Origin of the sequence: Acinetobacter sp. S4397-1 (genome assembly GCF_024129285.1) — a bacterium.
Lineage (GTDB): Bacteria > Pseudomonadota > Gammaproteobacteria > Pseudomonadales > Moraxellaceae > Acinetobacter > Acinetobacter lwoffii_C.
This window is the reverse complement of the sequence record NZ_JAMXXZ010000008.1, coordinates 1-15,996: the sequence shown is the minus strand read 5'-3', so window position 1 is coordinate 15,996 and position 15,996 is coordinate 1. Positions and strand designations below refer to the sequence as shown.

Sequence of the window (15,996 nt, the reverse complement as noted above, 5' to 3'; positions counted from 1 at the left end):
TTGTATAGCTACGTATAGCAAAATAGCCAAAAAAAAGAGCCCTTCAGCTCTAACCAATCACACAGTTCCCACAACATGCTGCAATATTCGTTTCAGATACAAACGGCGCATTTCTGGAAATTTCCAAAAGCCGTTTTACAGACTCATCTGCACCCCATCGTTTTGTCTCACCAAAGAATACTTCGACATCGTGGCCAGCCAGGTAATGTTTAGGTAGTCCAGTCATATCGCTATAAATGATTTCGCCATCTTCATCACGTTCAACTCCGATGTGATATAGCTCATGTTCAATTAGTCGACAAAACTCACGATCTGAGGCTTGTTCACAAAACGTGGCATCAACTGTAATGAGATATACAGGCACAAATCCAAACCAATCCCGCATCTGTTGTTCTTGGCGTGCTTTCTTCCATCCACCCTGGTTAAACATGACCTTTTCACACTGACCCAATACCATACGCTTCTTGGCTACGGCGGCCGATGAAGCCCAGGCGAATGCAAGAAACTCTTCATTGTCGTGAAGTAACTCGGCAATATGGTCGTGATCCGGGTTGTGGAGTTCACCCCCGAGAGTAAGCCAATTCTTAACGACCCATTCTTTAAGCTCTGGTGCCGGTGCCAAGCGAATCGCTTCCTCTTCCTCAGCCTGATCAATCAGATCCGTCGGCGGGAATGATCTGAACTGTTCCATCCTCTAATCTCTCTAACTGACTTCGAATCCAGTTAATTGCATAACCCGATTCAATTTGATGAGGTTCAAGGCGCACAAATGTATAACCTTGATCGTCAGCAAGATCATACTTATTAAATGAATTCGCTATCTTTTTCCCACCACGACCCTGACCCCAATTACTCTTGGGTGGCCTTGGTGCCTTCGGTGTCATCGCTTGCAGTTTGCTTTGCAATCTGGGTAGTTTCATGAATGAACTCAACTCTTACATTGCCACGCAGTAAACGTGTGCATATCTGACCCTTGCGTATATCTCTTTTAGTCATTCGACGTTTCGGCATAAAGCAAACCAAACCTTGCTCTTCATTAGCCCACGCCACGCGGTCAATGCGATTACCATTCACGTATACGCGCCGAAAGCCTTTACCATCTTTTGCACTATGAAACATATCCATCAATCCAAATAAGGCGACTTAGGCTCATCATCCTCATCACCTTCCAACTGAATCAATAGCTCATTGATCTGAGCATTTTGTTCATTGTTGATCTGGATGACTTGGGCCACTTGGTTTATTAACTGGTTGTTCTGCTCGATCAGCTTTAGAAGTAAGTCGTTCGATACACAGCCGCATTCTTTCTTTTGATCGCTCATATTGTTCTTTCATCCATTTACGTCGTGCTTCACAGCCTTGGCATGTCATTAACCTACTCCTGATAACACCACTTCAAATCATCCGGCACAGTTAAATGCACACCCAACTGAGTCACAGCAAAGTCATGCACATAATTCAAATACTCGGTCATTTGCTTAACGCTTAATTTGGTTGTACTGCAAAGTCTAATGACCTGCTTACCAATGGTTTCATACTCATCTGGTTCAGACTGCTTCACCTTGGCTATGGCATGACACATCTCAGCAAAATCCTGATCATCACGACGGTAGATATAGATCAGGAATTTCTTCTTGAACTCGTAATGCAACTGATCCTTGTCTGTACCGGTCTTTTTCTCTATCTGACCCAACCACATCCACATGAGTCTATTCTGTGCAGTGGACCTGTCATCCTGCTTCTGATCAATCACCACCCTTAAGGGCTTACCCTCATTAATCGCCTTGGTGTAATTGGTGTGCATGTAGTTAATAGCTTTGGTGATGTCGGCATGCGACTGGATAGGAAACACGGCTTTTTGCATTTCCTATCTCCAAACTGACCCAATTATGCACTTGCAAACAATCGGTAGCCTTCAAGCTCCCAGAGTTTATTTTCAGCATTCTTTGCCGCATTGCCTTTAGCCAAACGCTCACCAATATCAGCATTAAAGTTCTCTTTGCTGACACATGCACTAAAACCTGTAGCCAAGAAAAACTTGCCATCAAGGAAAGCATGCACAAAAGTTGAAGTTGTATCGCCCGGCTGTTGCACAGTCACATAGGTCACACGATCCATAAGGGCATCGATTTGATCTTTGGTCACACGCGGTGCAACGGCTTTTTCTTGAAGTTCTTGTTCGGTTACTGCTTTTGACATCTTCTTCTCACATAAAAAAAGAGCCATCTGGCTCAGTTAAAAAATCTCTCTATCTTCCACTACCAACATCCGATCCACTCTCACCAACCACTTCTCAAACATGGCTTCACTCTCTACCCGATTACCTAATTCAAAACGATCGAATGCAGCATGGCATTTAAAACAGAGGCTAATTGTGAACTCATCACTGGCTTTAATCCCCCTGCCCTTACCATGCTTGGCACTATTTGAATGAGCAGCCTGGCTATGTGGATTACCGCAACGGATGCATGGCAGCTTTCTGATTGCTGCGAGTCTTTTGGGGTTGCGCATTTAATTGCTCTTCTATGCCGTGGATCTGCTTATTCACCTTTCGAAGTTCAGCACCACACATCTCTTTAAACGCATAGCTTGAAAACAGATGATTGTAATTCATTAATCGGCTGCGGTTCTTTTCCAGAACTTCTAAATTCCGTTTTGCTTCTACGATGTCCATGACCACCACCAATAAGAAAAGAAAAACCCCACTCAAATCTCCAGAATTGAATGGGGTCTTATGTGCCGTAATACGTTCAGCAAAATGCCACCGAAGTGGCGAGGGTTTACTCATCCAGCCATTTGCCACACTTACGACACTCAACCTGAACGAAAATATCAGACTCATAATCGTAGTGATGGAAGCAGAATAGGCGTTTTAGGAATTGGAGCATGCGGATCTCCTGAATCTGGGTGGTGGCATTAATTTAAAAACCACTAGAAATTAATAGGAACCGCCATTGGTGCCCTGATCTTGCTTACACCAACATTTCTCAGGGCATTAAAAAAGCCCACCTTTAGATGAGCTCCTTAATTCAATGTTTTGGATGTCGTATATATGCTTCAACTTGATCCGTAGCATCCCACAACTTCAAATCACCAGAAATCCAAAATCGATATGTAACATTGTCGATAATATAAGGCTGTCTGCGATACTCCGAAGTCTTACTATCTTCAACTTCACTAGCATTAAAAAACTGCTTGTCAAACCCAACTACTTCTTGACCCGCTAGATCACCGCCAATACAAATATTCATGCTACTGCCTACTTTCACTGGGCCCGACTATAACACAAATAAAAAAGCCCACCATTTGGCGAGCTTTTAAATCAATCTAGTGCTTTAACGTACACTTCGATCACTATAACAGAAATATACCAATATACACCCTGACTTTCAAGCCCCAATTATGCGACTTCTAAGCTGATACTTGGTCGCCAGTCGAACCATACCCAACATCTTGTCTCTCGCTACTGAAAACTCAGATATACCAAGCTGTTTAGCAATGGTCGCCTCCGACTTAAATTCCACATAGAACATAATGACAATCTTGAGCCATTTCTGAACTTTTGAATTTTCATTCTTCATTAGAGTAGTCAGCATGTCGCCTACAGCATCAGCATGTGTATCATTAATCTTACATCGTGGTGCTACACGTTCCCGCCTATCAACGCACACCCCATTAACCGTATCGATTAAATGCCCTAAAATACTTGATGCACCCAAACACACATAATTTTCATCAATCAATAACCATGATCCATATTGTTCTAAATGCCATTCAATAGGCTGTTCTGCCCAATTAATAGCTACCGAAAAATGTTTTCTATCAACCATCGCATTCATCCTAAATCCCCTACCATCTTCTCTATCTGCTGGATCGCGTGACCTGACTTCACTTGATCCGTACTAAACCGTATTACCTGAAAACCCATCATCGTTGCTGCGTTATACTTTTCCATGTCGCCGATATACCCCTTACCCCTTGTATGCCTGCCACCACTCCAGATCCCACCTTCCACTTCGACCAATATCTTTTTACCCACTAAGTGAAAATCAGCTCTCCACTTTCGCTTTGGGTGAAACTCGAATTCCTGCTCAAAATTAATTTTTAAAGTCTTTAACTCTCTGGCCAGCTTCGCTTCAAACTCATTTGGTATTTTTACCCCTTTCACCTTAGGGCGTGTGGAGCGCCCTTTCGACCTAGTGGCTTTCACCATTTTTTTGTATTCAGAAATTGAGTAGCTGGTCATGTATCCCCCATACCCTGCACTCCAAATAACTGTTTTGCCTTAGGTGTGAGAAAATAACGATATTCATCATTACCACCACCCACAAACCCAATAAGGCCAATTTGCACCAAAGTTTTTAAATAGCGTTGCACCGATCTGATTGTCATGTATGGCAACGCTTGATCTTGAATCTCCTTGGTTGTGGCGATTGGTGTGTTTTTAATAACAAGTAAAACATCAATGCCACGATTTAATGAGGCCGCTTTGTTGTGCTGATACGTTCTTTCGTTCACGCTTTACCACCTTGAATCACCTTAAACTCAACTACCCACACCCATGGGTTTACAGTCCAAGAATCCATACCGTTAATTGATTCCCATAACTGCATAAATTTAGGTTTTTTGCAGTCACGTAAGATTGGTGAACCAACACCTTCTTTTAAGCAGTCTGATTCAGAAATGTCTTGAAGTTGCTCAACACGGATCTTGGTAATTTCCAGCACGATTCGGCATGCTGACCGAGGCATGTGAATTGAAGGTTTCCATTTAAGACCAAATTCTTTTCGCATTTCATCCCCATAGCTTCCTTTTGGGCAATCAGCTGCATACGCGAAACGCTGAAGTTTGCCTTCCGAGTCTCGATGCTCCACTCCAGTACCGCTTAAATCCATAAAGGTTTCACGTACCCACAAACGATCACCAACACGGAACTCAGTAAATGGGGTTTTGTAAGTCGCATGACCTAACCACCCACTATTGCAGCTCTTAAAGCCTTTTGGCTTGTTATAACAGCGTAAAATTGCATGACGTGCATCGGTATCAGTCGTTGATTCACCGCGGTAAAAGCGTTCGACATCGTCTGGCTGGCGACGCATGATTCGACGAGTCTGGGTCTTACGACCTTCCAAAATTGCGTTGACCATTACAGCATTGAATAAAATTGGACGTTCCTTCACACCCCACCCCCTACACGCTGATCTATCCAATTGCATTCCACTACGGTCAGGCTGCCCTGCTGAAAACGAGACCAAAGACGATCACCTAAATCCTTCTGCAGTTCTTCCAGGGTTAGATTCGAAATCAGCATAGTTGGCTTCATGCGGTCATAACGTGCATATAAAACTTTGTGGACCAACTCACGGCGTTTATCACGGTCATGTAATCCGTATTCATCCAGGATCAACAGGTCATACTGAGTGAAGTCATAAATTACAGATTTCTCGGTAGCGTCCGGCTGCTCCCATGCATTCATGATTCGCTGCGCCATGTCCTCACTGGTGATGTAACGCGCATACTTGCCCTTGTTGAGCAATGTCCGAGCCGTAGCACAGCTCAGATGAGTTTTACCGGTACCAGTAGGCCCTACCATCACAAAATTATTCTTGTGGCCATTGATCATGTTCTTCGCAAATGAAACCACTTGGTTCAATGCATTCTGTTGTCCAGCATGTTTAACATCGTAGTTTTTAAAACCTGACCCAGCATGACGTTCTGGAAGCATTGCCCCTGCAAAGTGTTTTTCACGTACGGCACGATCAATTTCAGCTTGTGCATTTCGCTTTTGTTCATCAAGAAACTCTACGGCGCACTGTGGGCATTTGTGGTATGGACCAGCTTGAACCATTGCAGTTTGGTGTTTATTACAAAACTCATGGACTTGCTTCAAACCAAATGAAAACGGTGATATTGCGTTCATACAAAGTCCTCCGGGATGTGGACTGGTGAATTCACTGGTGCATGTTGCTGTACCGGTTGATTGTTCCAGGCAGTGTTCACATCCAGATTAGAATTTTGTTTTTCAGAACGTGAGTAACCAGAAGACTGTTTGTTTTTGCGCTCAGCTTTTTCGAGAGACCTTTCGAATTCCTGAAATATCCACTGTGCAAACTTGCGAAGTTTTTGGTTATCAGAGATCTGGTGATTTTTCTCGTGATGTGCGTTGAAGTTTCCAAGATGGAATTGAAAATCTTCCATGCCGAGAATTTCAGAAACGCGGTGAGAATATTTTGTGGTTCTCAAAGCGATTGCCAGTTGCTCAAGATTTGGGTTCCAGTCCTGATTTTGAGTTTCAGCTTGCGCGTTAGGGTGTGTGTTTATATCTGTAGTATTCTCTGTTGTATTCTCTGTAGGAACGAATTGCGCTTTTGTTTGCTCCCGAACTGCGCTTTCGTCAGTTGGGGAACTAACACTTTGTGAGTTCGCCAAAATCATCTCTGTAAGCCACTCATCAAAGCGTTCTTCATTAAATTTGAAGTACAAACGATGGTCTAGACGCTTGTACGTTTCCGAGATTAAACCCAGGGCAACGAGTTTCTTTCGAGCATTTGCTTGCTCGCGATAAGACAGCCCTGTCTCTTCTTCAATCTGCTCAGAAGTCTTATAAACGCCCAGGGGGTTATCAGTCTTATCAGACCAGAAAACCATTTGGCCAAGAAAGATTCCAGCCTTCACACAGCCGATGTATTTGCCCAGTTTAGGGAAATAGGCAATGGGTTGACCTGTGCCACGTAGTGACAGAATATGGCTCACTGCACACCCCTTGTTTCATTGATCTGTATAAAACGGCCAAACATTAAAATTAGTTCGGCACGTAACAGGCTTGCGATAATCTCAGATGCATACCAGGCTGAGATCCGGTGCTCATTGATAAGCATTTCAATAAATTCGTCACGTGTGACAGCAGCATTGGCCTCGTCGCGGTTAATCTTGCGGAGATTGGCTTTACGGATATCCAATAAACCGTTTAGTGTTCTCAGTGCCGGCTCATACCAGCCTTGAATGCCTTGTAAGTGTTTATGCTGCGGCACTATTTTCAATCTCTTGTTCTGCACCACTTCATGTGCTAAATTTGATTTCATATTCATTGGTTCCAATAATTAATGAATTGAAAAGCCTGATCTTGACCATCAGGCTTTTTCTTTTTGTGCATTTGATGTGTAGCGCTTCATTTGTTTGAATGCTGCCTGATCGGCAGCTGTGGCAAACTCAATAATCCGCTGGAAGATGCTGTGAATTTCTTCATATTCTTGCGGTGTGATTACGCCATCTTCGTAAGCTTCATATACCTTCTGATTCGCCTGCCCATTGCAGATATTTCCCTGCATCATCGCTTCAATCACCGATAACTCATGATGTTTACTGCCATCGCAACCAGTAGGAATCAGAGCCAATCCCAACTGATGCGCCCATGCACGCAAAACAACCGGATTACCAGTGAAGGAAAGCATCATTTCGAATTTTTTCAGGCTTGGCAGATAGTCCATATTTGGATTTGCATAGTTCAAAACAGTCTTATGTGAATCACCCAAAACATCAGCAATTTGCTTAGGATCGATGCCCGGCGTTTGGTGGATCATCTTGTACATTGCACTTTGTGCTTCTTTACTGAATTCCATGTGTGAATCCCTTTGTTTATTCACGTTTATTAAAAATAATTACTGATTGATAATTGGTTTAAGCAGTTAGTGATAAGGCTTGATTCCTGATGTAGTTAAAATCCGCCTCTGGGCACAGTAAATCGCACTTAACAGCACCATTGCTTTCCTTATCGATTCTTATTGCTAATAAAGCACTGCACTTGCTATTGCCGTACATGATTTGATGCAAGTACCCGATTGAGGTTTGGCATCGTTTTGCAAATGCTTTTCTTTCGGTTGGGGGTAATCGATTAAGAAAGCTCTTTAGTTCAGCTGTATGAGCAGAAGACATCTTAAATCTCCTAATTACTAATATTTAGTAAATACTAATTTTTATTACTTAATAAGTCAATCGAGATTTAGTGTTTGCGAATTTACTTTTTACTAAAAACTATATGAAATATCACTATGGACATAATTTCTTTAAGACGCGCCAATCTGCGCCAGGCTATTGATGCCAAATTAAAATCTGAGGGATTTTCTTCGGATGCTGCGTTTTGTGAGCATTACGACCTTAATCCAAGTCATATATCTCAACTTGTGAAAGGTCATGGGAGTTTTGGTGAACGCGCAGCTCGAAACTTAGAGAGAAAGGTTGGGTGGGAAGTTGGAACCCTAGATCAACAACCTGCCAAAAATTTATTTGGGGGCGAAAGCTTGGCGAACGTCCCAAGAGTTAAAGCACGTATGGCCCCTGTTCTGTCTTGGGTTCAAGCTGGAACTATGACTAATGTCGAAGCTGTCGATATGTCACAGGTGGAAGAGTGGCTACCCATCCCGGATGGTGATTGTGAGAAATGCTTTTACCTGAAAGTTCAGGGCTTGAGTAATTACCCGGAGTTTCACGAAGGTGATTACATCCTTGTTGATCCGACACTACCGTTTTGCGATATGAACTCAGGTGACATTGTTGTTGTTAGGAAATTCGATGATGCGACTTTCAAGCGCCTGGTGATTGAGCCAGATGGCACTAAATACCTACAAGCTATCAACCCTGAATTTAAGCCAAATATTATCCCGCTTGATCAAGATTGTGAATTTGTTGGCGAGGTAGTGGATTGTATTCGCTATGTTTATCGAGCTAAGAAGAAGCCGCGCAAGATTTAAATAATAAAAGCCGCTATATGCGGCTTGGGTTTAATGTATGGATTTTGAAAGAGGGGTAAATGCGAAATTCAATTATAGATTTAGAGAGAGCCAAGCTTCTCATAGCGGCGAAAAAGATATTCACTGATGATGTAATAATGCAAACAACTGGCTCTCAGCATCAGTATTCTAGGTTTTCTTCCCCTGTATATGATGAGCGAGGCGATAATATACCAGGACTAAGCCTTAGGCTTGAGACTAATCGAACCCAAGGCTACATGAAGCATACCCTGGGGCTTTTGTTGCGCGAAGGATCGGCCACAAATCCAATAATCGACCTGTGTATTTACCCCAATACAACTCGCTCACATGTGGATAGAGCTACACGAACAAAGATATATGGCTCTCACTTACATATTTTAAATAACGTTTCGCAGTTGGATTTGGATTATAATAGTACGACTTGGCCGGACTATTTTGCGATGTTTGCTCATGAAGCAAATATAGAATTTAGCTCCTCAAGAATAATTGGCCCATTTGAAGGAGAGTTGCTATGAAATTATCAAATTTAATAGTTGATTCATTTATACAAAAATTTTCTGAGCAGGAAAATTTTTGCGCCTTCTCTTTGCCTTTTATTTTTAAAAATGGCTCTCCTGCAATCTTAAACGCCTTCCGTCACCCCAATGGAACTATTGAGCTTACTGACAATGGCTTAAATATTCAGGCTTTTGATGACTCCATTGGTATTGCTGGCTTTAATGTTGTTGAAAAGGCTCGTGAGTTTACATCTAACTTTCCAAATATCCATATACTTGACCAGGCGCTTACAGCCACTACCACCGAGGAAGACTTAACTTTTGACTTACTTGATTACAGCGATGTAATTAGGATGATGATCGAGTTTCAGCCTAAGCCAAAATCTGACCATGTTACTAAAATTTTAGATCAGTTACGCATCGTTTTGGAGAAAAGATTCGACAATCTAGAAGTAAGCCCGGAAGTACAAGGAAGATCTGGTGGTAAGTATAAGTTTAATTTTGGCTCCAACAATCATATGATTGATTTTGCAAAGGTAGATAAGCGCAGGACAAATGACCTACTTCGCAAATATGTTGATACTCAGAACCATAATAGTGACCTGGATTTTATGGTTATTCTTGATGATCTCGAAAACGATAAATATAAATCAGAACAAGTTGTCCTTGCTGACTTTGCATTAGTTAAACCACTCAGCCAAATGCTTCATGCTTGACTCTTAAGCAGGTTTCAAACCTGACCCACCCCAGCGGTGGGTTTTCTTTTGCCTATTAAAACACACTATTTAGCCAACACTAAATAAAAATTAGTAAATACTATTGACTTAATATTTAGTAAATACTAAATTACATCTCGTAGACATTAAAAAAGCACTCAAGACTTCGAACCCTTTGAGTGCTTTACTTACAGCGAGATTGATTATGAACAAAACCTTAACCCCTTTCAATAGCCTCAAGGTAACACTTGTTGCCGGTGCCGTAACAATTGGTGCTTTAACATTCGCTTATAAGCTGGAGGCGGCCAGCACTCCTGCTCTGCATAACTCTATTCCGGAGTTCTCGGCAGTAGCTGCTATGGATCTATCTGGTGAAAACACAGGTACTGCTGTTATTCGCCTGGATGACTTCACACTCGACGTGAGTTTTGACTTTGAAACGGTTGAAGACAGCTACGGCGTACCAGGTAGTGAATTCTATGCGGTTGAAATCACCCAGTTATCTATTGACCACATTACCGACAAATACGGCAATACTTTTCCTGACTTCACTGATCAAAACGACCATCGCAATATCAACTTATTGCTCTCCACTTTTATTGAAAAAAATAACCTGGTGGAGGCGTAATCATGATTCTTAAATCCGCTGATCAAATTTTTGAAGCGCTTTTGAATGGCCAGCTAGTTTACTGGTGTGAATACGGCTCTGATGACTGGTCACCTCTTAATGATCAGGCTCAGGTTAATTTTGCTGATCTTTACACCGGTTTCCTGCAATTCAAAGCAGATGAGCTACCTGTCATTCCAATGCCAATAAAGTTTAGCTCCACTCACCGTTATTTCTCTGAATACATCAAGACCTTTGAAGGCCTTGAAATTTATCGAGTGGGTAAAACCCGTGCGAGCTATTTTGCCCTACGTGTCAAAAGCTCCGGGACTATTGCCGACTATCTATGTAACACGATTATCTACTGCATACAGCCTGATGGCTCGCTGAAGAAAATGGATAAATCAGTTACGCCGCAATGGATTTTAGATGGGCTGGAAAATGCACGTGTTGCTATGCGTAAAAACAGACGTCATCAGGTTTTGGAAAGTACCGGCTTCTTTGCATCGGAAGACTATAAGAGCTTTAAGCGTAAAAACCGTTCTGCAGGAGTACGTTGAGATGGCGATTAATATTATTCCAGCGGATCAGCCGCTACTTGTCCAAGCCATCATTGTTTATCTGTATGCAGATCCAGGCTTGGGTAAAACTTCTATTGGCTTTACCGGTGAAAAAGCTATTTCATTCGACTTCGACAAAGGCTCTCACCGTACTGGTGAATTGCGTCGCGGTGCTGTGGTTCAGGTCAATCAATGGGCCGATGTAGCTAATCTGACTATGCAGGATCTGGAACCATTCAAAACCATTGTGATTGATACCGTGGGCGCAATGCTTGAAAGCATCAAGACTCATCTGATGCTGAATGCGACCAATAAACAGAAAGATGGCTCTTTGAAACTCAAAGCCCAGGGCTTGGCCAACAATATCTTTAAACAGTATGTGAATACGCTGATTGCTTCAGGTAAAGACGTAGTTTTCATTGCCCATGCTTCAGAAGATCAAAATGGTGACCAGGTAATTTACCGACCAGATCTGGGTGGTAAGAACCGTAATGAGCTATATCGCATTGCAGACGTAATGGGCTACCTAACCACTGTGCAAACAGGTGAAGGTAAACATGAGCGGGTTATCAGCTTTAGGCCTTGCCCTACTCACCATGCCAAAAATGCAGGTGGTTTAGGTGGTGAAACTGGCGAAGTTTGGGTACCAGATCTAAAGACTAATCCTACGTTTTTAGCTGATCTCATTAAGCAGGCTAAAGATCATATCAATACCCTAACACCCGACCAGCTGGCCGCAATCAAGGCTCAGGAAGATTTAGAAAACTGGGTACAAAGCTGTGCTGAAGCCCAGTATGCCAGTGATTTAAATCAGCTCACTCAGTCTCTTGAAGATACTCACCTGTATTACAAAAACATGCGGGCTGAACTGGTTCGCCGCGCTTTAGAAATGAAATGCACATTCGATAAACAGCGCAATGCCTGGGTGGATCCACCAGAGTTCAACGGGATATCTGACGAGCAGCTTGCCGCTCTACAGGAATTCATCGATACCTGTGGTCTTGATACAAAAACAGTGTGTGAGCACTTGGGGCTTGATGCTCTCAATCAAATAGAAGCCAGCAAACTGACAGCGGTTAAACAAGAAATTGAACAAATAGCAAAGGAAATGGTGAGCGCATGAAAGCAGTAATTTTGGACACGGAAACTCACACGATTAATGGTTTCCCTATTGAAATCGCATACGCGCCTTGCATGTTTAATGATGGTGTCTTGTTCTTTAAAAGCGACATTGTAATTGATCACTTTTTCTCATGCCCTGAGCCAATCAGCTACGGTGCAATGGCAACTCACCATATTTTGGAATCTGACATTGCTGGGAAGCCAAGCTATGAAACATTCCGGTTACCTGATTCAGTAGATTGCCTGATTGGCCACAACATCAATTACGACATTGAAGCCATCCGTAAATGTGGTACTGCGGTTCCTGAAAAATCGATCTGTACTTTGGCTTTGGCTCGTTTTGCATGGCCAGAACTGGAAACCCACACACTGAGCGCCCTGTTCTACTTTGTGAGCACAGATAAGGTTAAAGCGCGTGATTACCTGCGTAATGCTCACAGTGCGAAGTATGACATCTGGTTCACATACATCATCCTGAAAAACATCTGTTTAAAGTTAGGAATTAAAGACATGAATTCATTGCATGTCCTATCCGAACAGGTACGCACTCCGATTGTAATGCCTTACGGCAAGCATAAAGGCACTCCATTAAAAGAGATTCCAAAGGACTATGTGAAATGGATGCTGACCACCGATATTGACCCTTATCTGCGTAAAGCATTGGAGGGAGCGGCATGATTTTCAGAATTAAAAAGAAACATGAAGTTGGCTTCAAGTTATGGTTGGAAAAGTTGGGTTATGTGAAAAAAGAACTTGCGGATGGTAGCTCAACATTTGCGGGGAAAGGCACACGCAAGACATTGAGCTATGTGTTTTTAAAGAATGATTTAACAGGCAATGCAGCATGCCAGGCGCTATTTGATGAGTATGAAATGCACCTCCGCTGCCCTGCTTATTTAGAAGTGAAGGTGGCGTGATGGAAGTAAAAGAAATTCGCACTCACCATATCCCTGCACAAAATGGCGTAGATGCGATCGATGTTTTTATTGCGTGGTACGGAGAGCAAGCATTTCAGGTAACTATCCGATGTTGGGATTGCGCTTGGACTGGGTATCGCGGAAGTTGTGGGTACGATCGCATAGAAGATTATTTTGTCGATGTTTGGTATGGGCGTGGTTATCTAGAACATTTGGTTAATGTTTTTAAAGCAACTTCAAGAAATACAACGCAGCGTGAAGAGAAATGGCTTTTTAAGGTAATTCAAAATGTGTGTAAGCATTTTAAAGAGTTAAAGGTGGCGTGATGGATATTAAAAATACAATTATTAGTGCGGAAGTTGTTATCGAATCACTAATAACCTTACTCAAAAATGAAGATGTGGATATATCTTCAATCCAATTCAGTGTTGGTGATAAGGAAAAAGGTATCGAAAGCGAAAATATGAGCTTTGAAAGCTTAATCCACCTAACTTTAAGTTGGTTGAGTGAAGCCAAAGCCCGAGTGGTGCCGGAGTGGATTAGCGTTAACGATAAGCTACCACCCGCAAATATATTAGTGCTTGGCATGTCGCAAACTCGCAGCAATTTATTCAATATCTACAACGTGATGGCTTTAGATGAATTTGAAGAAGCTGATGTAACGTATTGGATGCACTTGCCGGAAGCACCCACCGGATCTGACTCATGATTAAAACTAGAGAAATCACTCTCAATTTGTACATTTAACGGAGATAACGAATGGCTTTACGTACTTATTCAAATATTTCTGAAGATGAAAAAAACGTAATTTTAGAAAGGTTTTTAAATGCGCATGAAGACCAACTTTTTCCCCAGGAAATTGTGGCTCTATATCTTCAGTGTTCCCCTTGGACCCTAGCAAAGATGCGTTGTGAAGATCGATCACTTCCTTTTTCTAAGATTGGCCAGCGTATTGCCTACAAGAAAAAAGATGTGATGGCCTATCTTGAATCTAAAACGATGACAAATACGGCTCAATATTAATGCTAAGGCGGGTTATCCCGCCTTTTTTAATTCTTCCAAACGACTATTCCACACATTTTCATAGTTAAAACAGTCTAATTTTTGCTGGTAAACAGCTTCAATCATATTCATACAAACACGCAGCTCCTCCAATGGAATCTGTACATAACCGCCAGTAACATCGACCCTTGGTTTGACTGTGTGATTCAGCAGTCTTTTGGTCACATAAATATTGAACTTTAATAGATTGCACAGAGTTGCAAAGGTTCTGCGGAAATCATGGGTCGAAACATAAAAGCCAACCTGATCACCTATTTCTTTTAATGTACGATCTATAGTTGTTGCATGCACATTCCATGATGTGGGTAACTTTGTCGCTGGAAACACCCAGTCATTTTCTTTAAGAAGATAGCGCGCTTTAAGTATTGAGATAAGATGATCGCCAATCGGGAGTAAATGACGTTTACCATTTTTGGTGTCATTAAATGCGACGGTACCATTTTCTAGATCCACCTTATCCCAACTCAAACTACATGCTTCTACACGACGGCATCCGGTATACATCACAAATAAAATAATATCTCGGTGTGTATTACTTCTGGCAGTGCTCTCTAAATTTAACTCATTAAAATAGTGAAGTACCGCCTGATAATATTTAAAGATTACATCTTTATTTAGATAGCGCTCTCTTGGTGCGATCTTATTCCATCCAATAGTGACAGAGATAACATCAACAGGATTTGACTTAAGGATTGGCTTGTCGTCTGTTGAATACAGTACGTGCATGTACCTCCATAAAGTTCCAACTAGAGAAACTGCCCCATTTGCACTGGATGGGCTTACTTCGGTTGCGTCTAAAAACTTATTCAGTAGTTCATCTTTGGTAATTTCAAAAATTTTACGATTGCGCCAACCGACCAAGTAAAGATCAATGTATTTGTTATATTGCCTAACTGTTTTGGGCTTAAATGTATTTCTATTAAGGTAAATATTAAGAGCGTCACCCACAGTGATATTTAGCGGATTGAAATCATTTTGGTTTGTACTCCCTTTTTTAGAGACATATTGGCCACTATAAATTTGTGCCAAAATTAGCTGAGCCTTTTTTCTAGCCCCAGCTACAGAAATAGTATCTGTTGTGCCAAGCACTACCCTGTACAGTTTATTGTTATGCTTTTTATCAACTACAAAAGTTTTGCTATTAGGTGTTACTCGTACACCAAAGCCTGTAAGTTCTGAGTCTCGAAAAATTTTCTGGCCTTTTTCAACGAACTCCAATTCATCGACATATTGCTTATTAATTTTTTGGCTCATAGAATTAATGTTCACTAAGAAAAAGGTAATTAGATAAGTTTTTTAGAAAGTATACAAATCGTATACAACGGGAATTTTCATCTATTTTATCGAAGATTTTTTGATTTTAAGTTATTGTTTTTACTTATTATATTAATTTATGTAATTCTATAATAGTGTTATAGAAAAAATAGAATCCTCCTAGTCTGGCGCTGATGGCAATCGCTTGCATTATATTAAATATCCATTTATTTTCAATAACTTAAATACTTTCATTGTTACATCATATTGCATTCATTTTGACTTCATTGCATTTCAACAGTCTACAAAATTTATTTTTTGTAGACTGCTTATTTAATTTACTGATTTATAGGCTGGAATTTTAGCACAATACAGTTGTCATGCTTGACGACAAACCTATTAGTAAGCGTCCGCTGAACCCCACTTTTTCTAACTCATTAATACCGCGATAGTGTCCACTTAAATTTAAGTGGACACCTATTTATGGATTTAA

29 protein-coding genes and 1 pseudogene are annotated in these 15,996 nt (G+C 41.5%); 11 read left to right on the top strand and 19 right to left on the bottom strand.

Going from position 1 to position 15,996, the window contains the following annotated elements; all coding sequences use genetic code 11:
• Window positions 1-49: 49 nt before the first annotated feature.
• The 18 genes and pseudogenes from NI467_RS06330 to NI467_RS06245 all read right to left on the bottom strand — a co-directional run bounded on the left by NI467_RS06330 (window position 50) and on the right by NI467_RS06245 (window position 7,932).
• The gene (locus NI467_RS06330) at window positions 50-691 is read right to left on the bottom strand and encodes a putative metallopeptidase (protein ID WP_253151847.1); all 642 of its coding nucleotides are present in this window, start codon (window positions 689-691) and stop codon (window positions 50-52) included.
• A pseudogene (locus NI467_RS06325) lies at window positions 651-854 on the bottom strand (hypothetical protein); the annotation flags it as partial. The pseudogene NI467_RS06325 and the gene NI467_RS06330, both read right to left, overlap by 41 nt.
• Window positions 850-1,074, bottom strand: coding sequence for a hypothetical protein (locus NI467_RS06320; protein WP_253151845.1), 225 nt, complete (start codon window positions 1,072-1,074; stop codon window positions 850-852). The pseudogene NI467_RS06325 and the gene NI467_RS06320, both read right to left, overlap by 5 nt.
• A gap of 50 nt (window positions 1,075-1,124) precedes the next feature.
• Window positions 1,125-1,322: a hypothetical protein gene (locus NI467_RS06315; RefSeq protein WP_253151842.1), complete on the bottom strand. Its 198-nt coding sequence runs from the start codon at window positions 1,320-1,322 to the stop codon at window positions 1,125-1,127.
• A gap of 53 nt (window positions 1,323-1,375) precedes the next feature.
• The gene (locus NI467_RS06310; RefSeq protein WP_253151840.1) at window positions 1,376-1,864 is read right to left on the bottom strand and encodes a recombination protein NinB; all 489 of its coding nucleotides are present in this window, start codon (window positions 1,862-1,864) and stop codon (window positions 1,376-1,378) included.
• 23 nt (window positions 1,865-1,887) lie between these two features.
• Window positions 1,888-2,199 carry a Gp49 family protein gene (locus NI467_RS06305; RefSeq protein ID WP_253151838.1) on the bottom strand — a complete coding sequence of 104 codons (312 nt, stop codon included), beginning with the start codon at window positions 2,197-2,199 and terminating at the stop codon, window positions 1,888-1,890.
• 36 nt (window positions 2,200-2,235) lie between these two features.
• Window positions 2,236-2,511 carry a hypothetical protein gene (locus tag NI467_RS06300; RefSeq protein ID WP_253151836.1) on the bottom strand — a complete coding sequence of 92 codons (276 nt, stop codon included), beginning with the start codon at window positions 2,509-2,511 and terminating at the stop codon, window positions 2,236-2,238.
• The gene (locus NI467_RS06295) at window positions 2,453-2,674 is read right to left on the bottom strand and encodes a hypothetical protein (RefSeq protein ID WP_253151834.1); all 222 of its coding nucleotides are present in this window, start codon (window positions 2,672-2,674) and stop codon (window positions 2,453-2,455) included. The genes NI467_RS06300 and NI467_RS06295 overlap by 59 nt, the downstream gene beginning before the upstream one ends.
• Before the next feature lie 355 nt (window positions 2,675-3,029).
• Window positions 3,030-3,251, bottom strand: a complete 222-nt coding sequence (locus NI467_RS06290) for a hypothetical protein (RefSeq protein WP_253151832.1) — start codon at window positions 3,249-3,251, stop codon at window positions 3,030-3,032.
• 138 nt (window positions 3,252-3,389) lie between these two features.
• Window positions 3,390-3,839 carry a hypothetical protein gene (locus NI467_RS06285; RefSeq protein ID WP_253151831.1) on the bottom strand — a complete coding sequence of 150 codons (450 nt, stop codon included), beginning with the start codon at window positions 3,837-3,839 and terminating at the stop codon, window positions 3,390-3,392.
• Complete coding sequence (locus tag NI467_RS06280; RefSeq protein ID WP_253151829.1) at window positions 3,836-4,246, bottom strand: DUF559 domain-containing protein; 411 nt, start codon at window positions 4,244-4,246, stop codon at window positions 3,836-3,838. Before NI467_RS06280 ends, NI467_RS06285 begins: the two co-directional genes overlap by 4 nt.
• Window positions 4,243-4,518, bottom strand: a complete 276-nt coding sequence (locus NI467_RS06275; RefSeq protein ID WP_174659732.1) for a hypothetical protein — start codon at window positions 4,516-4,518, stop codon at window positions 4,243-4,245. Before NI467_RS06275 ends, NI467_RS06280 begins: the two co-directional genes overlap by 4 nt.
• Complete coding sequence (locus tag NI467_RS06270; RefSeq protein WP_253151827.1) at window positions 4,515-5,180, bottom strand: hypothetical protein; 666 nt, start codon at window positions 5,178-5,180, stop codon at window positions 4,515-4,517. The genes NI467_RS06275 and NI467_RS06270 overlap by 4 nt, the downstream gene beginning before the upstream one ends.
• Window positions 5,177-5,920, bottom strand: a complete 744-nt coding sequence (locus NI467_RS06265; RefSeq protein WP_253151825.1) for an ATP-binding protein — start codon at window positions 5,918-5,920, stop codon at window positions 5,177-5,179. Before NI467_RS06265 ends, NI467_RS06270 begins: the two co-directional genes overlap by 4 nt.
• The gene (locus tag NI467_RS06260) at window positions 5,917-6,753 is read right to left on the bottom strand and encodes a hypothetical protein (protein ID WP_253151822.1); all 837 of its coding nucleotides are present in this window, start codon (window positions 6,751-6,753) and stop codon (window positions 5,917-5,919) included. The genes NI467_RS06265 and NI467_RS06260 overlap by 4 nt, the downstream gene beginning before the upstream one ends.
• A complete protein-coding gene (locus NI467_RS06255; RefSeq protein ID WP_253151820.1) occupies window positions 6,750-7,082 on the bottom strand; it encodes a hypothetical protein in 333 nt (110 codons plus the stop codon). The genes NI467_RS06260 and NI467_RS06255 overlap by 4 nt, the downstream gene beginning before the upstream one ends.
• A 48-nt stretch (window positions 7,083-7,130) precedes the next feature.
• Complete coding sequence (locus NI467_RS06250; protein WP_151206195.1) at window positions 7,131-7,619, bottom strand: phage regulatory CII family protein; 489 nt, start codon at window positions 7,617-7,619, stop codon at window positions 7,131-7,133.
• A gap of 58 nt (window positions 7,620-7,677) precedes the next feature.
• Entirely contained in the window at window positions 7,678-7,932 is a 255-nt protein-coding gene (locus tag NI467_RS06245) for a helix-turn-helix domain-containing protein (RefSeq protein WP_253151817.1), read from the bottom strand.
• Between the two features lie 116 nt (window positions 7,933-8,048).
• On the opposite strand from NI467_RS06245, the gene NI467_RS06240 reads away from it, so the two are divergent.
• The 11 genes from NI467_RS06240 to NI467_RS06190 all read left to right on the top strand — a co-directional run bounded on the left by NI467_RS06240 (window position 8,049) and on the right by NI467_RS06190 (window position 14,210).
• On the top strand, window positions 8,049-8,747 hold the full coding sequence (locus tag NI467_RS06240; RefSeq protein WP_253151815.1) for a LexA family transcriptional regulator: 699 nt from the start codon (window positions 8,049-8,051) through the stop codon (window positions 8,745-8,747).
• A 59-nt stretch (window positions 8,748-8,806) separates the two neighbouring features.
• Window positions 8,807-9,283 carry a hypothetical protein gene (locus tag NI467_RS06235; protein ID WP_253151805.1) on the top strand — a complete coding sequence of 159 codons (477 nt, stop codon included), beginning with the start codon at window positions 8,807-8,809 and terminating at the stop codon, window positions 9,281-9,283.
• Window positions 9,280-9,981, top strand: coding sequence for a hypothetical protein (locus NI467_RS06230; RefSeq protein WP_253151803.1), 702 nt, complete (start codon window positions 9,280-9,282; stop codon window positions 9,979-9,981). Before NI467_RS06235 ends, NI467_RS06230 begins: the two co-directional genes overlap by 4 nt.
• A 205-nt stretch (window positions 9,982-10,186) precedes the next feature.
• A complete protein-coding gene (locus NI467_RS06225) occupies window positions 10,187-10,609 on the top strand; it encodes a hypothetical protein (RefSeq protein ID WP_253151801.1) in 423 nt (140 codons plus the stop codon).
• Between the two features lie 2 nt (window positions 10,610-10,611).
• The gene (locus tag NI467_RS06220; RefSeq protein ID WP_151206186.1) at window positions 10,612-11,148 is read left to right on the top strand and encodes a hypothetical protein; all 537 of its coding nucleotides are present in this window, start codon (window positions 10,612-10,614) and stop codon (window positions 11,146-11,148) included.
• A gap of 1 nt (window position 11,149) precedes the next feature.
• Complete coding sequence (locus NI467_RS06215; RefSeq protein ID WP_253151799.1) at window positions 11,150-12,271, top strand: ATP-binding protein; 1,122 nt, start codon at window positions 11,150-11,152, stop codon at window positions 12,269-12,271.
• A complete protein-coding gene (locus NI467_RS06210; protein ID WP_253151789.1) occupies window positions 12,268-12,948 on the top strand; it encodes a putative quorum-sensing-regulated virulence factor in 681 nt (226 codons plus the stop codon). The genes NI467_RS06215 and NI467_RS06210 overlap by 4 nt, the downstream gene beginning before the upstream one ends.
• Entirely contained in the window at window positions 12,945-13,187 is a 243-nt protein-coding gene (locus tag NI467_RS06205; protein ID WP_253151787.1) for a hypothetical protein, read from the top strand. The genes NI467_RS06210 and NI467_RS06205 overlap by 4 nt, the downstream gene beginning before the upstream one ends.
• Complete coding sequence (locus NI467_RS06200) at window positions 13,187-13,513, top strand: hypothetical protein (RefSeq protein WP_253151785.1); 327 nt, start codon at window positions 13,187-13,189, stop codon at window positions 13,511-13,513. Before NI467_RS06205 ends, NI467_RS06200 begins: the two co-directional genes overlap by 1 nt.
• Window positions 13,513-13,896, top strand: a complete 384-nt coding sequence (locus NI467_RS06195) for a DUF551 domain-containing protein (RefSeq protein ID WP_253151783.1) — start codon at window positions 13,513-13,515, stop codon at window positions 13,894-13,896. Before NI467_RS06200 ends, NI467_RS06195 begins: the two co-directional genes overlap by 1 nt.
• Window positions 13,897-13,946: 50 nt before the next feature.
• A complete protein-coding gene (locus NI467_RS06190; RefSeq protein ID WP_151206184.1) occupies window positions 13,947-14,210 on the top strand; it encodes a helix-turn-helix domain-containing protein in 264 nt (87 codons plus the stop codon).
• Between the two features lie 12 nt (window positions 14,211-14,222).
• Here the strand turns inward: NI467_RS06190 and NI467_RS06185 are convergent, their stop codons facing one another.
• Complete coding sequence (locus tag NI467_RS06185) at window positions 14,223-15,503, bottom strand: integrase family protein (RefSeq protein ID WP_253151781.1); 1,281 nt, start codon at window positions 15,501-15,503, stop codon at window positions 14,223-14,225.
• Window positions 15,504-15,996 lie beyond the last annotated feature (493 nt).

Bases quoted from the DNA above. Each gene is read 5' to 3' on its own strand.
- NI467_RS06330 (WP_253151847.1), bottom strand. From the start codon at position 691: ATGGAACAGTTCAGATCATTCCCGCCGACGGATCTGATTGATCAGGCT.
- NI467_RS06315 (WP_253151842.1), bottom strand. From the start codon at position 1,322: ATGAGCGATCAAAAGAAAGAATGCGGCTGTGTATCGAACGACTTACTT.
- NI467_RS06310 (WP_253151840.1), bottom strand. From the start codon at position 1,864: ATGCAAAAAGCCGTGTTTCCTATCCAGTCGCATGCCGACATCACCAAA.
- NI467_RS06305 (WP_253151838.1), bottom strand. From the start codon at position 2,199: ATGTCAAAAGCAGTAACCGAACAAGAACTTCAAGAAAAAGCCGTTGCA.
- NI467_RS06300 (WP_253151836.1), bottom strand. From the start codon at position 2,511: ATGCGCAACCCCAAAAGACTCGCAGCAATCAGAAAGCTGCCATGCATC.
- NI467_RS06295 (WP_253151834.1), bottom strand. From the start codon at position 2,674: ATGGACATCGTAGAAGCAAAACGGAATTTAGAAGTTCTGGAAAAGAAC.
- NI467_RS06290 (WP_253151832.1), bottom strand. From the start codon at position 3,251: ATGAATATTTGTATTGGCGGTGATCTAGCGGGTCAAGAAGTAGTTGGG.
- NI467_RS06285 (WP_253151831.1), bottom strand. From the start codon at position 3,839: ATGAATGCGATGGTTGATAGAAAACATTTTTCGGTAGCTATTAATTGG.
- NI467_RS06280 (WP_253151829.1), bottom strand. From the start codon at position 4,246: ATGACCAGCTACTCAATTTCTGAATACAAAAAAATGGTGAAAGCCACT.
- NI467_RS06265 (WP_253151825.1), bottom strand. From the start codon at position 5,920: ATGAACGCAATATCACCGTTTTCATTTGGTTTGAAGCAAGTCCATGAG.
- NI467_RS06255 (WP_253151820.1), bottom strand. From the start codon at position 7,082: ATGAAATCAAATTTAGCACATGAAGTGGTGCAGAACAAGAGATTGAAA.
- NI467_RS06250 (WP_151206195.1), bottom strand. From the start codon at position 7,619: ATGGAATTCAGTAAAGAAGCACAAAGTGCAATGTACAAGATGATCCAC.
- NI467_RS06245 (WP_253151817.1), bottom strand. From the start codon at position 7,932: ATGTCTTCTGCTCATACAGCTGAACTAAAGAGCTTTCTTAATCGATTA.
- NI467_RS06240 (WP_253151815.1), top strand. From the start codon at position 8,049: ATGGACATAATTTCTTTAAGACGCGCCAATCTGCGCCAGGCTATTGAT.
- NI467_RS06235 (WP_253151805.1), top strand. From the start codon at position 8,807: ATGCGAAATTCAATTATAGATTTAGAGAGAGCCAAGCTTCTCATAGCG.
- NI467_RS06230 (WP_253151803.1), top strand. From the start codon at position 9,280: ATGAAATTATCAAATTTAATAGTTGATTCATTTATACAAAAATTTTCT.
- NI467_RS06225 (WP_253151801.1), top strand. From the start codon at position 10,187: ATGAACAAAACCTTAACCCCTTTCAATAGCCTCAAGGTAACACTTGTT.
- NI467_RS06220 (WP_151206186.1), top strand. From the start codon at position 10,612: ATGATTCTTAAATCCGCTGATCAAATTTTTGAAGCGCTTTTGAATGGC.
- NI467_RS06215 (WP_253151799.1), top strand. From the start codon at position 11,150: ATGGCGATTAATATTATTCCAGCGGATCAGCCGCTACTTGTCCAAGCC.
- NI467_RS06210 (WP_253151789.1), top strand. From the start codon at position 12,268: ATGAAAGCAGTAATTTTGGACACGGAAACTCACACGATTAATGGTTTC.
- NI467_RS06205 (WP_253151787.1), top strand. From the start codon at position 12,945: ATGATTTTCAGAATTAAAAAGAAACATGAAGTTGGCTTCAAGTTATGG.
- NI467_RS06200 (WP_253151785.1), top strand. From the start codon at position 13,187: ATGGAAGTAAAAGAAATTCGCACTCACCATATCCCTGCACAAAATGGC.
- NI467_RS06195 (WP_253151783.1), top strand. From the start codon at position 13,513: ATGGATATTAAAAATACAATTATTAGTGCGGAAGTTGTTATCGAATCA.
- NI467_RS06190 (WP_151206184.1), top strand. From the start codon at position 13,947: ATGGCTTTACGTACTTATTCAAATATTTCTGAAGATGAAAAAAACGTA.
- NI467_RS06185 (WP_253151781.1), bottom strand. From the start codon at position 15,503: ATGAGCCAAAAAATTAATAAGCAATATGTCGATGAATTGGAGTTCGTT.